This is a genomic window from Clostridium cadaveris (genome assembly GCF_020911725.1).
GTDB classification, from domain to species: domain Bacteria; phylum Bacillota; class Clostridia; order Clostridiales; family Clostridiaceae; genus Clostridium_X; species Clostridium_X cadaveris.
On the sequence record NZ_CP076620.1, the window covers coordinates 1333209 to 1348835 of the forward strand.

The following is a 15627-nucleotide window of genomic DNA, read 5'->3' on the forward strand; positions in this document are numbered from 1 at the left end:
AAGTTATGAAAGGATTAACCTATATTAAAATTCAGCTTAAAAACTTATTTTCTAATTTTCAAGTAAGCATATTATATTTTATAGCGTTACCTCTTATAATAGGGGGTGCTATGGGATTTATGAATAAGTCACTTCATGGAGGAGAATTCAAACTGGATACCATAAAGATTGGAATAATAGATGAAGATAAATCACAATTATCTGAGAACCTTGTAGGCTTTTTGGGAAATGATATAAGTAAGGATATTTTAGCGGTTGTAGACGATGATATGGATGGAACTATAGTGATTCCAAAGGGCTATGATGAAAGAATAAGGGATTTTCAAAATGTAGATATAACTATAAAAGATAATGATACAAGCATAGAAAAATTGAATACTGTAAAATCCATAATTGATAGTTATCATAAGGCCATTTATGACAGTACAAAAGGCATAAATAGGGAAGAAGCCGTAGAAAAGGTAAAATTAGAAGGTAAACAACAGGAAGATCCCTTTGCTTTCTATTCTGTAAGTCTTATTGGTCTTGTATGCAGCATGATAATATTTGGTCTTTCAAGCATAAACGCTGAACGGAATGAGAAGAATTTCGATGAAAGAATTCTATCAACTCCAAATAGCAAAAGTAAAATTTTAAATTTGAAGTATGTAACTTACTATATATATAGCTTTTTAAGTATATTATCTTATTGTTTTGTTTATAGATTTTTAGGAAAGGCATTTATAGGAAATATTGAACAGCTTCTAATTATTATAGCTATAGCGAGCCTATTAATAACAAGCCTTATAATATTTCTCATAACTATGTTTACTGAAAAGTATGCAAAAATTGCAGCTATGGTCTTATTTATGATACCTATACTTGGAGGGGGGATGTTTACCCCAAATGTAAGTATTATTTCTAAGATTGCACCAACCTATTATATATCAGAAGTTTTTAGCAGTTATGAAAGAAAGGGAAACATGGAGGAAAGTATATTTACAATAGTTATAATAATTATTGCAGCAATACTTTTATATTTAGCATCTATAATAAAGATAAATCTAAGGAGGAATAAAAATGAAGCTATTAAGCCTAACCTGGGTTAATATAAAAAGACTAATTAAAAATCCTCAGATATTATTGATGCTGCTTTTAGTGCCATCCGTAATGATAGTGAGTATATTTAGTGGAAACTTATCTCAAAAGGATTCTGAAAAACCTGCATTGTCTATAATTGATGAAGATAAAAGTGAAAAAAGCAGAGAGCTTATAAGTAAACTTGAAGAAAGTTATGAAATAAACTTTATGAATGATAAAGAATCTGCTTATGAAAAAATAAAAGATGGATCCTTGGCAGATGTGTTTTATATAGAAAAAGGATTTGAGGAGAAAATTCATAAAAAAGAAAATCCAAAGGTTAAGATAGTAAGTGCATCAGAAGATACAGGAAGATTTACTGCGAAAAATATCATAGATGATTTTGTAAATGGAGAGATCAATGGCAATCAGGCAAATCAAGTACCTGAAGCCAAAATAGAAATGGATAAAAAGGATAATACTATGAACTTTATAGTTATGATTCTTATGATGTGTTACTTTATGATAATTTCTGCATCTGTAATAGGAGAAGACCTTATAAAACTAAAGAAACAGAATATAATTAAGAGGGCTATAACAACTGCCAATAAGGATTATGAAGTTTTAGGAGGAATATTTTTAGCTATATTCATATGCCAGTCTCTATCAACTTCTTTAATATTTACGGCTATATATAAATTTGCTGGGATAACACTTAATATACTTCCTCAAACTATATTAGTGATACTTTTATGCAGTTTATTATCTACAGCAGTTGTGTTAGCAGCAGTTAGATGGATAAAAAATGCTACAATGGTTTCACTTACTGTTGTTGTTTATGACCTTATAGCATTTATAATATCAATGGTGAATCTTAATTTGAGTTCTTTAGGAGAAGTTACATCAGTGATAACAATTCTAGATAAATTAAGTCCATTTTATTGGATGAGAAATATTCTTGGAAGTACAGATATTATTCTTAGTATAGGAATGATTTTATTGATGTCAGCATGCTTTTTTACAGCTGGAAGTTTCAAATTGATGGATTTTGTAAAAGATAATTAATTTAGTCTACTATTTAAGAGGTGAAATTATTGGAAGGATTAATACAGATACTAACAGCATTGTTCATGACATTAGTAATTATAGGTTTCTTTGATAAAAAGAAAAAGGATAAATAAGAATAATATCTTTATATTTTTATTAGTTTATATTAAAATGGAGTGTTTTTTACACTCCATTTTTTATGCTTTATCGCATGATTCACCATATCATAACCTTCTTTTGTTAAAACTTAAACTCATATTGCATAGTACATAATATGAAAAGTCCTTTATATAGTTAATAAAAATATAGAAGTTTGAATAAAGTCTATATGCAATCCTTTTTTATAAATTCTCTTTAATAAATTAAAAGAAACCCTTTAGAATTTCTTTAGATTTCTATGAAGCTGTTCTTAAACTTTAGAAGTTATCATTAAACCATAGTTTAAGAGATTGTGAGGAGAAGAAAATGGATGCTTCTAATTTAACAAATTATTTTTATCAATATGGATCACTATTTGTTTTTACAATAGTATTTTTAGAATATTTAAATCTTCCAGGGCTTCCGGGAGGAATAATAATGCCCTTGGCTGGAGTATGGGCAGCAACGGGAAATATATCACTGATTTCAGTAGTTATACTATCTGTTATAGCAGGAATATTGGGAAGCTGGGTGCTTTATAGCATAGGAAGATTTGGAGGGAATTTTTTGTTGGAAAAATATCTTAAGAGATTTCCTAAACATGAAGACTATATAAATGGGAAAATTGAATTTTTAAGGGAAAAGGGAACTATAGGAGTTTTTATAAGTAAACTTCTACCGGTAGCAAGAACCCTTATATCTCTGCCAGCAGGGCTTTTAAAGATGAATTTTTTAAAATATAGCTTATATTCTGCTTTGGGAATTTTAATATGGAATTGTGCATTTATAAGTGCTGGATATTTCTTCTCTACAACAGTGATTCAGGTGATAGGTTAAGGTTTTAGGAGGGTTTTTTATGAGAATAGCAATGATGACAAATAATTATAAGCCATTTATAGGAGGTGTTCCTATATCAATAGAAAGACTTGCAGAAGGTTTAAAAATACTTGGACATGAAGTTTTTATATTTGCTCCTGCTTATGGAAATATGGAAGATGAGGATAATGTAATAAGATATAAGTCTTTTAAAGGGAGAGCACTACAAGGGGGCATAGTAATTCCAAATATGTTTGACCCAAAGATTGAAAGGAAATTTAAAAGAATGAATATAGATATCATACATGTTCATCATCCTATGCTTATAGGCAATGTGGCTTTACATTTAGGGAAAAAGTATAATGTTCCTGTTACTTTTACATATCATACACGATATGAGCAGTATCTTCATTATATAAAACCTTATGAATATCTAGAAAATAGAAGTAAAAATGAAAAAAATCATGAGTTAAGAGAGCTTGAAGTAAAACTATTAAATTCTACTAAAGAAAAGGTCATTCCAAGCTATATAAAAAATTTCGCTAATAAATGTGATATGGTGTTCTCGCCGACGGAATCCATGAAAGAATATCTAAGGGAAATTGGAGTTGATTCTAGAATTCAAGTTATGCCTACAGGATTGAAGGATAGATGTTTTGATGCATATGATGTTTCAAGTGATGACATAAGAAAAAAATATAAAAAAGATAAAAAATATCTTTTTTGTACAGTAGCTCGTCTTACAAAAGAAAAAAATATAGAGTTTTTGATAGATGGATTGAAGAAAATTAAAGACAACATTGGAGATTGTTTTAACACTTTGATAATAGGCGATGGGCCTTTAAAAACAACTTTAAAGAAAAAGACCACTAGATTAGGGCTTGATAACAATGTTACTTTTCTAAACAGCATTAAAAATGAAAATATAGACGATTACTATAGGGCTTCAGACTTATTTTTATTTGCCTCAAAATCAGAAACTCAAGGGATAGTTTTATTAGAAGCCATGGCTGCATGGAATCCTGTAGTAGCAGTTAAGGGAAGTGGAGTTGTAGATGTGGTTTGTGATGATATAAATGGTTATGTAACAGATGAAAACTTAGATGAGTGGGCTTCAAAGATTATAAGTATATTGAATGATGAAGAATTGAGGGAGAGTTTAAAGAAAGGCGCTTATGATACTGCTTTAAGTTATAGGAGCGGCAATGTTGCTAAAATTGCTGAATATAACTATTCAAGTGTATTGAGTTCTTATTACAAGGAACAATGTTTATATGGAGATAAGATAAATGTGGGATAAAGCTTTGATAAGATTTTCTTGGATTTATATAGAATTAGTTTATAGAACTATGAAGTGGGATTTTTCTGATGAATTCAAATTAAATGAAGTCAATTTAAAGAACTGCATTTTAGGATTTTGGCATGGTCAAAGTTATGCTATGAATTTCTTAATAAAAAAGATCTATAAGGAAAATTATCCAATGACTGTTATAGTCACAGCAGACAAAAGAGGTGACTATATAGAGGAGACCATAGGAAAATACGGAGTTGGAGCATTGAGGGTGCCAGATGGAGCGAAGATAAAGAATTTTTTAAGGTATATAAAAGATGAAAGCAATATAGATGGAGCCTCTATGGCGATTTCTTTAGATGGACCATTAGGACCATTTCAGGAACTCAAAAAGCTAGGGCCCCTTTTATCTAATAAATCAGGAAAAAAATTTATAGGAGTGAATTTAAAAGTATCTAAAAAGATTTCTTTGAAAAATAGATGGGATAATTACATTATTCCATTACCATTTTCTATAGTAAAAGTTGAAGCCTATGACTTTAAAAATGTTCAAGATGAAGATTTAAAACACTTTATCGATTATAAAGAAATAATAAAAAGTAAATTATGTTGAAAAAGTATTTTATGATATCATAAAGTAGAAAGTTTATAGAAAACGAGGGTGTGTATATGAAGTCATATAATATTTTAGTAGTAGAAGATGAGAAAGAAATAGCAGATGCTTTGGAGATATATTTATCTAATCAAGGATATAAAGTTTTTAAAGGTTATGATGGATTAGAAGGGTTAGAAATAATATCAAAAGAAGAGATTCATTTAGCAATAATAGATATAATGATGCCAAGGATGAATGGAATAACTTTAACTATGAAGCTTAGAGAGCACCATGATTTTCCTGTTATAATGCTTTCAGCAAAGTCAGAGGAGATAGACAAAATAATGGGACTTAACATAGGAGCTGATGATTATGTAACAAAGCCATTTAATCCTATGGAGCTTTTAGCTAGGGTTAATTCTCAGCTTAGAAGATACAGCAAGTTTTTAAATATTATATCAGGAAAAAAAGAGAATAAAAGTACCTTTACCATTGGAGGGCTAGAACTGAATGAGGATACAAAAGAAGTGTCTCTTGATGGGAATTTGGTAAAGGTTACGCCTATAGAATTTAAGATTCTTCATCTTCTTATGAGAAATCCAGGAAGAGTTTTCTCTGCAGAGGAAATATATGAGTCAGTATGGAATGAGCAAGCTATAAATACAGATACAGTTATGGTTCATGTAAGAAATATAAGAGAAAAAATAGAGATTAATCCTAAAAATCCAAAATATTTAAAGGTGGTATGGGGAGTTGGATACAAAATCGAAAAATATTAAAAAGAAAGTTTTATTAAATATAGTAGTTTTAATAATGATTATAACATCAGCATTAGGTATGATATACACTTATCCTATGATAGAGAAAAAGGTTAATGAAAGAGAAAATTATTCTCCATTTGAAATGATGAATTTTGTAAATGATATTTATGACAGCAGTTATGTAATTTACAAAGATATGATGGAAGAAAAAGAGGGCAAGACCATATATCCTGAAGCTCTTTTTATAAAGCCTAGAGATGTGAGCTATGGTGATAAAACAAATTATAATCGAGAAGGAGATAATACTGAAAAAGCTATAAGACGTGACTTTGATTCTTCAGCCAACAAGTTAAAGTATTCTTTGAAGAATTTAGAATACTATGCTTCATTTAAAGATGGAAGTTTTGTTAAAGCAAATAGCGGAAATGATATAAAAAAATATATTCAGAGCAAAGAACTTACTGATGAAGAAATAGAAAACTTAAAGAAAGATTATTTGTTTTATGTGAATTTAAGCTTTGATGAAGAGGGAGAAATTAAAGTAAATAATTCCATAGGGGCTAATCAGTACACTATGCAGCAAAAATTAGATAATGAAGTTTTAAAGAATTTAAATAGTTATGAATATACACCATATGAATTGAATCCTATAAAAAATATAGATATTATATATGCAGTTCCTAGAAATTTAAAATATAATGACAACATAACTATGTCAATTCACTCTCTAGAGTATATGGATTATAGAAATAGTTCTTCTATGTTTATATTAACAATAGGGATAATAGTACTGTTTTTAGCATTATTAGTGCCTTATAGATTAGGGAAAGAGTTTATAGGATTTAAAGCTTTATCTAAAATACCATTTGAATTTAATGTATTAATAGCCATGCTGGTTGTAACAGCATTTATAGGGATGTCACCTGAAATAATAATTATGAATACCATAAATGGAAGCTTTACTGAACTTGTAAGAGAAAGCTTTAGTATGTACATGTCAGATATCATAGTATATTTGGCAAATGTGATATACTACGTCATAATATTTGCCTTTATTTTCTTAGAAATTACTATGATAAAGTATATCTTTCATGAAGGAATAAGAAAATATTTTAGAGAAAAATTTCTTTTGCTTGCTATATTGAGATGGATAAAGAATGGTTTTCGTAAAGTTTTTGACTCAATAAGAAATGTAGACTTAAGAGATAATCAGAACAAAAAATTACTGAAAATAGTCTTAATCAACTTTGTTGCAGTCACAATTATGTGTAGTACATGGTTCTTTGGAATAATTGGAGCTGTAATATATAGTTTTATATTATTTAAAATTTTAAAAAAATATATAGAAGATGTGAGTGAAAAATATAAAAAACTTTTAAAAGTTACAAATGAAATTGCTAAAGGAAATCTTGATGTGAAGATTGAAGATGACTTAGGTGTATTTGAACCATTCAAGGAAGAAGTATCAAAGATACAAAATGGTTTTAAAAATGCCGTTGACGAAGAAGTAAAGAGCCAGAAGATGAAGACAGAGCTTATATCAAATGTATCTCATGATTTAAAAACACCACTGACATCAATAATTACCTATATAGACTTATTGAAGGATCAAAACATTAATGAAGAAACTCGAAAGTTATATATAGATACTTTAGATAGGAAGTCGCAAAGATTAAAAGATCTAATAGAAGATTTGTTTGAAGTAAGCAAAGCTACCAGTGGAAATATAAGCTTAAATATAATGAATGTAGATATAGTTTCTCTTATGAAACAAGTACAGATTGAACTCTCAGATAAGATAGAAGAGTCAACTTTAACTTTTAAAAACAACTATCCAGATCATAAAGTTATGCTTCTTTTAGATAGTCAAAGAACTTTTAGAGTGTTTGAGAATCTTATAGTGAATGCATTAAAGTATTCTATGGACAATTCTAGAGTATATATTTCTATAATTGAAGATGAAAGCGAAGTAAAGATAACATTGAAGAATATGTCTTATGCAGAAATTGATTTTAATATAGATGAAATTGCAGAAAGATTTGTAAGGGGAGATAAATCACGAAATACTGAAGGCTCTGGTTTAGGTCTTGCTATAGCAAAAAGCTTTGTGGAACTTCAAGGAGGGAAATTTAATATAGATATAGATGGAGACCTCTTTAAAGTAACAATTTCTTTTCTAAAAAAATAAAGTAATTTAGGATTGCCCTGGAATTTTCTGGGGTGATTTTTGATTTGGGAATTATAGTGATTTTATATAAGTATGGATAGGTGATATAATAGGAATATATGTAAATTTTTAAATTATAGATACTGAGATAACAGCTGTTATGAAAGGAAAAGATATATGAGAACAATAGCCATCATAGATGCTCAAGGAGCTGGAATTGGACAAACTATAATAAAAAAAATTAAAAAGGAATGTAATTGTAAAGAAGTAAGAGTTGTAGCCCTTGGAACTAATGGTGTAGCAGCATCTAATATGGTTAAAGCAGGGGCAGAAAAATCTATAGTTGGGTCTAATAATATATGTGATTTCTTAAATAAAGAAAATATATGGGCTGTAATAGGCCCTATTGGAGTTATATGTAGTGGCGGTATAAATGGGGAAGTAACAGCTGATATAGCTAGAGAAGTATTTAAGCTAGACTGTTTGAAATATATTCTTCCTTTAAAGGTTCACGGAATATATATTCCTGGCACAGTTAATATGGATATAAAAGATATGATAAATGAAATTATAGAAAACATAAGTAAAAACTTATAGTAAAAGGTCAATGACCTCTGACGTCATTGACCTTTTTTAAATTCAACGTGATAATTCTTTGGAGCTAACTTTTTCTAAAGTTTTAACTAAAAATGGTATTAGAATAAGTTGTATAACTATTCCCCAAAATGCTGTTACAAAAGCTGAAGTTAAAAATCCAGCTAGCACAAAGGAACCGCCTTTTGCAGTGAGAAGCAAAAAGTTTGCTATACCAGCTATCACTCTTCCTAAAATCATAGAACTAATTAAAGATACATATATGTTTTTATTTTTTTCTTTATATAAAAATCCTGCGAAGAAACCATAGGCTCCAAGTTCTAAAGCCATAGATATAGCCACAGGGTATAGTGGAGGCATTCCTGTAAAAAGTGAATTTAAAAGAGGAGTTAATACACCTATTATTAGTCCATATATGCTTCCTAGTATAAAACCGCATAAAAGCACTGGTATATGCATTGGAAGAAATATGGTTCCAGGTATTCCTGTAGCGTGAAATATATAAGTTATTATGATTCCTAAAGCTAAAAAGAGCCCCGCTTTTACTAAAGTATTAGTTGATGATTTCATTGTTATTCCCCCTTAATTTAAAATAAAAAAAGAAGGTAGAGAAAAAAACTCTACCTTCGTGGTAAACATAAAATCAAAATATATTTTAATAATGTGTGCTAAGAGGTTTATAAAATTAAAACCTGTAAGAATTTTCGTAATTCTTATATATAATTATATCATTAAATAAAATAAATGTAAACTTGATTTTATTTCATATTGATTAATGATAAATATTTTAGTATTCTATAATAGCGATTTATTTGAAAACATATTTGAGAGAAAATTAATTATATTATCATACTGAATTTGGTAAATAGCTATATACAATTATGATAATAGTTGTGGAAGGAACGGTGAAGATGGTGATCGTAGTAGGTGGAATGATAGGACTTGGAAAAAGTTCTGTGGCGGAAATGTTAGGAAAGCATTTTGGAAGTGATGTATTTTATGAAAGTGTTGAGGAGAATCCAATATTACCTTTATTTTACACAGCATCTCCAGAGGAAATAGAAAAGAAGCGATACCCATTTTTATTGCAGCTATATTTCTTAGACACTAGATTTAAGAGTATAAAAAAGGCCTTAGTACAAGATAATAATGTGCTAGATAGAAGCATATATGAAGATTGGTATTTTGCAAGGAAAAATATGGAATTAGGAAGAATAACTGAATTAGAAATGCAGGTTTATGAAAATTTAGCTGACAACATGATGGATGAACTAAAGGAACTTCCTAAAAAGTCACCAGACCTTATGGTTTATTTAAAGGGAAGCTTTGAGACAGTTCTAGACAGAATAAGAAAAAGAGGAAGAAGTTATGAACTTGATGCAGAGCTTGTAGATTATTACAGAGTCCTATGGGAAGGATATGATGAATGGGTCAATAATCATTATAAGGCTTCTCAAGTTTTAATAATTGACATGGACAAGGTTGATATAATTGAAAATGAGGAAGACAAGCATTTAGTTATAAGCCAAGTAGAAGAAAGACTAAAGCAAATAAGAGGTTAAGCCTAAAGCCACTGTTTATTTTTTAAACAATGGCTTTAATTGACTTATAAAGATATATACCCAATATGAGAGTTAAAAGATCACTTAATGGCAAAGAAAAAAATATTGCATTCACAGGGCTTTTACTAAAGATCATGGGAAGTATAATACTTAAAGGCACCAAAGCTATAAGCTGCCTAACAAAGCCTAAAGTCATTGCATATTTTTCCTTATCAGTGACCTGAAATAATGAGATAAGAGTGTATACTATTCCAAGCATAAAGAAAAGAGAAAAACAAATTTTTAAAACCATTGATGAGGCTGTTATTATTTCCATGCTGTCACTGAATATCAACACTACATAATCTCCAAATAAGAATATTATTACAGTAACAATAATTCCATAACCTAAAGAGTAAAGTATAGATTTTTTGGTGACAGAATGTGCTCTGCTCTTATTATTATTTCCCTTAAAGTAAGAAAGAATTGACATAAGACCTTGAGTAATACCGACTATAGGCATTAAAGCTGCACTGTGTATTTTTTGAACCACAGCCCAGGCACTTACTCCTATTGCTCCACCAAAATATAGAAGCCTATTATTTATAACAAGTCCTGATAAACTTGTAAGGCATTGAACACCGAATTGAACGAAACCTACCTTAGTCATCTTCGTAATTATATTATATATAAAATTCTTAGATAATTTATTATGAGAGAACCATAATCTATGTTTATATAAGAAATATGCTCCAGAAAAAGTATAAAAAACCTCACTTATCAAGGTACCTAAAGCTATACCCGTAAGTCCCATATCCATTTTGAAGGTAAATATGAAATTAAATATCACATTTAGAACAGTAGAAAAGGATGCTATTGTAATTTCTAATTTTGGATAACCAAAGGCTCTTAATATATTTACAAGATTATATCCCACAGAACTAAAAACATTACTTAAAAGAGCTATAGAAAAATATTTTTTGGCTAAAATATAAACCTCACCTTCAGCACCTAAAATTTGTAAAAGTGGATTCATGAATATAAAAAGTAAAAGTGATATAGATGAGGCAAATATGAGATTTGTATAAAACCCTACTTGAAAGGTATCGTTGACCTTTTTTTTATCATCTTTACCTAAATATCTGGATATAAAAATTCCCGTAGATACTCCAAATAAAAGCTGTGCAGCAATAAGTATTGATATAACTGGAGATAATAATCCTATAGCAGTAAGAGACTCTGTGCTAACTAATGGAATATGTCCAGCAAAGGCGGTATCTATTATTGAAGTAAGAGATTCTAAAAATAAAGAGATTATAGATGGAATTGCAAATAAAAAAATAAGCCTATTATCTGAATAGCTTTCATAAACGTTCTTTGTCATAATTTCACCTCAATAAATATTATAGCATAAGATTTTAAGGAATAAATGAAGAGGATCTTATGATATAGCTAGTTTTAAGATATGCATATAGAGTAGTAATATATAATTATCAAGGTATAATGAGAGTGGTGATAGCTTTATGAAAGTTAATAGATTAGTAGAAATTATAATAATACTTTTAAAAAAAGAAAAAATTACAGCAAAACAGTTGTCAGAAAGATTCAATGTATCAACTAGAACAATTTATAGAGATATAGAAGATCTTTCTTCTGCTGGTATTCCTGTTTATATGAATAAAGGAAAAGGAGGAGGTATTCTTCTTTTAGAAGAATATACTTTGGATAAAAATATCTTTGACGATGAGGAAAAGGAGAGCATTTTAATAGCTTTAAAAACTTTGAATTCAACCAAGGATTTTAAAATGGAGAAAACTTTAGAAAAGATAGAGGGCGTATTCAATCAAAAGAACTTTATTGATTGGATTGACGTAGATTTAAGTCCTTGGGGTAGTAGCGGAAAAATAGATGATAGATTTAATATTGTAAAAGATGCAATTTTAAATGAAAGCATGCTGACTTTTGAATATGTAAACTCACAAAATCAACTAACCTACCGTAAGGTTAAGCCTTTTAAGATAATTTTCAAAAGTCAGAGTTTCTATCTTTCGGCTTATTGCCTAGAAAAACATAGCCCTAGGATATTTAAAATTTCACGGATGAGAGACGTTGAAAGAATATGTGATAAGTTTAAAAGAGATGAGATAAAAAATCTTTTTTTAAAAGAAGAGAATAATGCTGAGTTTGATATAGTAACTTTAAAATTAAGGTTTAATTCAAATATGCTTTTTAGGCTTATGGATTATTATGAGGAAAACGAAATAACACGAGAAGATACAGGAAAATATTTAGTTACAGTTCAATTTCCTTACGGTCAGTGGATATATTCACATATATTGTCTTATGGACAAGATGTTGAAGTGTTGGAGCCGGACTTTGTAAAAGATGAGATAAAATATATTTTAATGAATACCTTAAAAAAATATATATAATATGACATACTAGTGTCATATTATATAACGTAATATATACTCAAAAGATATTAAAGGAGTGTATGTTTTATGGAAAGAAAATATTGTCAAAGTTGTGGTATGCCATTGATTGATGAGAAGGAACTTGGAACTAATAAGGATGGCAGCAGAAATGAAGAATATTGCATTTATTGTTTTGAACAAGGTGACTTTAAAGGTGATATGACTATGGAAGAAATGATTGCTTTTTGTGCACCTTTTATGGTAAAGTCTAATCCAAATATGACAGAAGAAGAAGCTAAGGATAATATGAGAAAATTTTTTCCATGTTTAAAAAGATGGAGAAATAAATAGGAGTGGGTAATGGATTATATAACTGCAAAAACTATAGTATCACAATATATAGAGAAAAACCCTTGGTTTGGAATTAACTACAATATGAATATATATAAAGGCTGCTGCCATGGTTGTATTTATTGTGATTCTAGAAGTGAATGCTATCAAATAGAAAATTTTGACCAGGTGAGAGCAAAGAAAAATGCAGTTAATATAATTCATAAAGAACTTAGAGGTAAAAAGAAAAAGGGTATTGTAGGCACAGGCGCTATGAGTGACCCATATAATCCATTTGAAAAAGAATTAATGCTTACTAGAAATGCCTTACAGGAAATAAACATTAATAATTTTGGCGTAGCAATTGCAACTAAAAGCTCACTTATTACAAGGGATATAGATATACTTAAAGAAATAAAATCTCATTCTTCTGTACTTGTAAAAATAACAATAACAACCTTTGATGATGAATTATGCAGAAAAATAGAGCCTAATGTAGCGGTATCATCAGAACGCTTTAAAGCTATAAAAGAGCTCTCATCTAATGGAATATATACGGGTATACTTTTAATGCCTGTACTTCCTTTTATAAACGACAGCGTAGAAAACATAAGAAATATTGTAAGGGAAGCATCAAGGTGTGGAGCAAAATTTATTTATGCTTATGGAATGGGTGTTACATTAAGGCAAAATCAAAGAGACTATTATTATGAGAAGCTTTGCAAGAATTTTACTGGAGAAAATCTTGTGAAAAAATATATAGAAACTTATCATAATAAATATGAATGTGCTTCGTTGAATTCTAAAATTCTGTGGAAAGTGTTTGTAGAGGAATGTGAACTCAACGGTATTTTGTATAAGATGAAGGATATAATAAATGGCTATAAGAGCCCCTATGAGAATAAGCAGATTAGATGGTTTTAGCGAATCAACAATAAATAGCAAGAGGATTAATAAAGGTCCTCTTGCTTTAATTTATACAAGTAAATTTAAATTTTTAATTAGTTTGCAAATAGCTGAGATTCATAAGCTAGATTTCCCTCTGAAGAAAAGGCTACGCCTATTCCCATTCTTCCAAAGTTTGCATTTAGTATATTTGCTCTATGTCCAGCAGAATTCATCCATCTGTTTACTATATCCTGAGCAGTTACAGAAGCTTTTCCTAAACCTGTACTGGACTGAATGTTTTCTCCTGCAGTGTTGTAAGAAACATTAAATTTTTGTAATAGCTGAAATGGACTTCCTGTATATGGTGAGTTATGATCAAAATATCCATATTGAAGCATTTCTTCAGCTTTATATCTTGCAGCCTTTCTCATAGTCTCATCCATAGATAATGGTTTAAGTCCTGCCTTTGCTCTTTCGTTATTGCAAAGAGTTAGAATTTCATTTTCTACTTGAGATAAAAACTCAACATTGTGGTTTTGAGGAATGGCTGGCATTCCATTAGCAGAACTACTTGACTTTGAAGTATTTTTATTACTTCTAGAAGAAGTTTCACCTCCGGATGCTTGTCCTTTATTTGAACTTGCTTTAGCAGTTTCATTACTCTTTGATGAATTAGAGTTAGAGCTAGCAGCTTTAGAGTTTTCTGAAGCTGTATTATGGTTGACGGTATTTACTTCTGAAGCAGATTCATTGCTTTTAGTCTGCTCATTAGATTCCTGTGTAGCAATTTGAGAATCAGAAGAAGCAACAACATCTTCACTAGGCTCTTCTACAGTTTTAGTTACTTCGGAAATTTTTGAAGGTATATTGTTTTTAGTTCTATTTAGTATAGAAACAGTACCTCCCCCTATTACTAGAATTGATGAAATTATTAGTGAAAGTATTTTTTTCTTCATCTTATCCCTCCTTTTGTCATAGTATAACAAGAATAAATGTTCTTTTCTATGGTAATTCTACGGATATATAGATATATAATCAAAGGTATGAATAATATGGACTCAAAAGATATTATTACATTGGGAAAAAAGCTAATAAATAAAAAATGGGGAAAATATCCCCTCTTATCTAAAAATGTTTTCCGTCCTCGTAATAAGCAGATTCTTTAAGTATCGTAAAGAATATATCTGAAGGCGCATAACCTACATTTTTAAGCTCTTCTGTAATTATTTTTGCTACTTTATCTTGAGTTTCTTGACCTCTATCAAACCAAGCAACTTCAACTAATGGATAGCCATCTGTAATCTTTCCTTGGCTTACAAAAGTTGAGTTCATTACTTCTATTGTGAAATAATCCCTAGGACAAGCTAAAACTTCTTGTAATCTGTCAACAAGAGGGGTACTTAAGGTAAGTATAGAATCTTCCTTTATTCCCCTAAATTTTAATTGTGGCATAAAAAATCCTCCTTAGTAAAATTTTATATAGTGTTATTTTACCAATTTAAACTTCGGCAAACAAGATTCAAATGAAATTTAAATTATTAGGCTATATGATAATGAGGATTTTTGCAATTATATACATTTTTTCTTAAATGTATTGATAATCATTATCATTTGTAGTATTATATTTTAAGTAAGCTTCAAAAATCAAGGATAGAATAAATGTGTCGGAAGGTGAATTGTAATGAATAGAATTGAAAAAGAAAAAAGGACCATAGAACTTATGATAAATTTGTACTGCAGAAAAAATCATGGGACTAAAGGAGATTTATGTGGCGAATGTAATGAACTTTTAGAATATGCTCAGAAGAGGCTTACATATTGCAAGTTTGGAGAAAACAAAACTTCTTGCAGCAAATGTCCTATTCATTGCTATAGGAAAGATATGAAAGAAAAAATTAAAAAGGTAATGAAATTTTCAGGACCAAGAATATTGTTTTATAGTCCTTATGAATTTATAAGGCATATATTTAAATAAAGTTTTATCAT

17 protein-coding genes are annotated in these 15627 nt (G+C 29.4%); 13 read left to right on the top strand and 4 right to left on the bottom strand.

From position 1 onward, the window contains the following. Positions 1-5 precede the first annotated feature (5 nt). The 8 genes from KQH81_RS06145 to KQH81_RS06180 all read left to right on the top strand — a co-directional run bounded on the left by KQH81_RS06145 (position 6) and on the right by KQH81_RS06180 (position 8471). On the top strand, positions 6-1088 hold the full coding sequence (locus KQH81_RS06145) for an ABC transporter permease (protein WP_230029106.1): 1083 nt from the start codon (positions 6-8) through the stop codon (positions 1086-1088). After that, entirely contained in the window at positions 1060-2124 is a 1065-nt protein-coding gene (locus KQH81_RS06150) for an ABC transporter permease (RefSeq protein WP_027638990.1), read from the top strand. The genes KQH81_RS06145 and KQH81_RS06150 overlap by 29 nt, the downstream gene beginning before the upstream one ends. A gap of 447 nt (positions 2125-2571) precedes the next feature. Beyond that, positions 2572-3081: a DedA family protein gene (locus KQH81_RS06155; RefSeq protein ID WP_027637857.1), complete on the top strand. Its 510-nt coding sequence runs from the start codon at positions 2572-2574 to the stop codon at positions 3079-3081. Between the two features lie 19 nt (positions 3082-3100). Next, a complete protein-coding gene (locus KQH81_RS06160; RefSeq protein ID WP_099335678.1) occupies positions 3101-4360 on the top strand; it encodes a glycosyltransferase in 1260 nt (419 codons plus the stop codon). Beyond that, on the top strand, positions 4350-4964 hold the full coding sequence (locus KQH81_RS06165) for a lysophospholipid acyltransferase family protein (RefSeq protein ID WP_230029107.1): 615 nt from the start codon (positions 4350-4352) through the stop codon (positions 4962-4964). Before KQH81_RS06160 ends, KQH81_RS06165 begins: the two co-directional genes overlap by 11 nt. A 56-nt stretch (positions 4965-5020) precedes the next feature. Further along, positions 5021-5725: a response regulator transcription factor gene (locus KQH81_RS06170; protein ID WP_074844294.1), complete on the top strand. Its 705-nt coding sequence runs from the start codon at positions 5021-5023 to the stop codon at positions 5723-5725. Next, complete coding sequence (locus tag KQH81_RS06175) at positions 5700-7895, top strand: sensor histidine kinase (RefSeq protein ID WP_230029108.1); 2196 nt, start codon at positions 5700-5702, stop codon at positions 7893-7895. Before KQH81_RS06170 ends, KQH81_RS06175 begins: the two co-directional genes overlap by 26 nt. 156 nt (positions 7896-8051) lie before the next feature. Continuing rightward, complete coding sequence (locus KQH81_RS06180; RefSeq protein ID WP_027637861.1) at positions 8052-8471, top strand: DUF3842 family protein; 420 nt, start codon at positions 8052-8054, stop codon at positions 8469-8471. A gap of 42 nt (positions 8472-8513) precedes the next feature. Here KQH81_RS06180 and KQH81_RS06185 read toward each other — a convergent pair whose 3' ends face one another. After that, positions 8514-9038, bottom strand: a complete 525-nt coding sequence (locus tag KQH81_RS06185; protein ID WP_230029109.1) for an ECF transporter S component — start codon at positions 9036-9038, stop codon at positions 8514-8516. A 341-nt stretch (positions 9039-9379) separates the two neighbouring features. Between KQH81_RS06185 and KQH81_RS06190 the strand changes: the two genes are divergently transcribed. After that, positions 9380-10030: a deoxynucleoside kinase gene (locus KQH81_RS06190; RefSeq protein WP_230029259.1), complete on the top strand. Its 651-nt coding sequence runs from the start codon at positions 9380-9382 to the stop codon at positions 10028-10030. A 22-nt stretch (positions 10031-10052) separates the two neighbouring features. Here the strand turns inward: KQH81_RS06190 and KQH81_RS06195 are convergent, their stop codons facing one another. Further along, positions 10053-11393, bottom strand: coding sequence for an MATE family efflux transporter (locus KQH81_RS06195; protein ID WP_074844287.1), 1341 nt, complete (start codon positions 11391-11393; stop codon positions 10053-10055). Positions 11394-11532: 139 nt separating this feature from the next. Between KQH81_RS06195 and KQH81_RS06200 the strand changes: the two genes are divergently transcribed. The 3 genes from KQH81_RS06200 to KQH81_RS06210 all read left to right on the top strand — a co-directional run bounded on the left by KQH81_RS06200 (position 11533) and on the right by KQH81_RS06210 (position 13677). Continuing rightward, positions 11533-12441 carry a helix-turn-helix transcriptional regulator gene (locus KQH81_RS06200; protein ID WP_027637865.1) on the top strand — a complete coding sequence of 303 codons (909 nt, stop codon included), beginning with the start codon at positions 11533-11535 and terminating at the stop codon, positions 12439-12441. A gap of 69 nt (positions 12442-12510) precedes the next feature. Then, positions 12511-12774, top strand: coding sequence for a zinc ribbon domain-containing protein (locus tag KQH81_RS06205; protein WP_027637866.1), 264 nt, complete (start codon positions 12511-12513; stop codon positions 12772-12774). 9 nt (positions 12775-12783) lie between these two features. Beyond that, the gene (locus KQH81_RS06210; protein WP_230029110.1) at positions 12784-13677 is read left to right on the top strand and encodes an SPL family radical SAM protein; all 894 of its coding nucleotides are present in this window, start codon (positions 12784-12786) and stop codon (positions 13675-13677) included. 77 nt (positions 13678-13754) lie between these two features. Here KQH81_RS06210 and KQH81_RS06215 read toward each other — a convergent pair whose 3' ends face one another. Continuing rightward, positions 13755-14597: a CAP domain-containing protein gene (locus KQH81_RS06215; protein ID WP_051196176.1), complete on the bottom strand. Its 843-nt coding sequence runs from the start codon at positions 14595-14597 to the stop codon at positions 13755-13757. A 169-nt stretch (positions 14598-14766) separates the two neighbouring features. Beyond that, the gene (locus KQH81_RS06220) at positions 14767-15093 is read right to left on the bottom strand and encodes a DUF1904 domain-containing protein (RefSeq protein ID WP_027637868.1); all 327 of its coding nucleotides are present in this window, start codon (positions 15091-15093) and stop codon (positions 14767-14769) included. 229 nt (positions 15094-15322) lie between these two features. Between KQH81_RS06220 and KQH81_RS06225 the strand changes: the two genes are divergently transcribed. Then, positions 15323-15616 (top strand): nitrous oxide-stimulated promoter family protein, encoded by a 294-nt coding sequence (locus tag KQH81_RS06225; protein WP_027637869.1) that lies wholly within the window; start codon positions 15323-15325, stop codon positions 15614-15616. Positions 15617-15627: the final 11 nt, after the last annotated feature.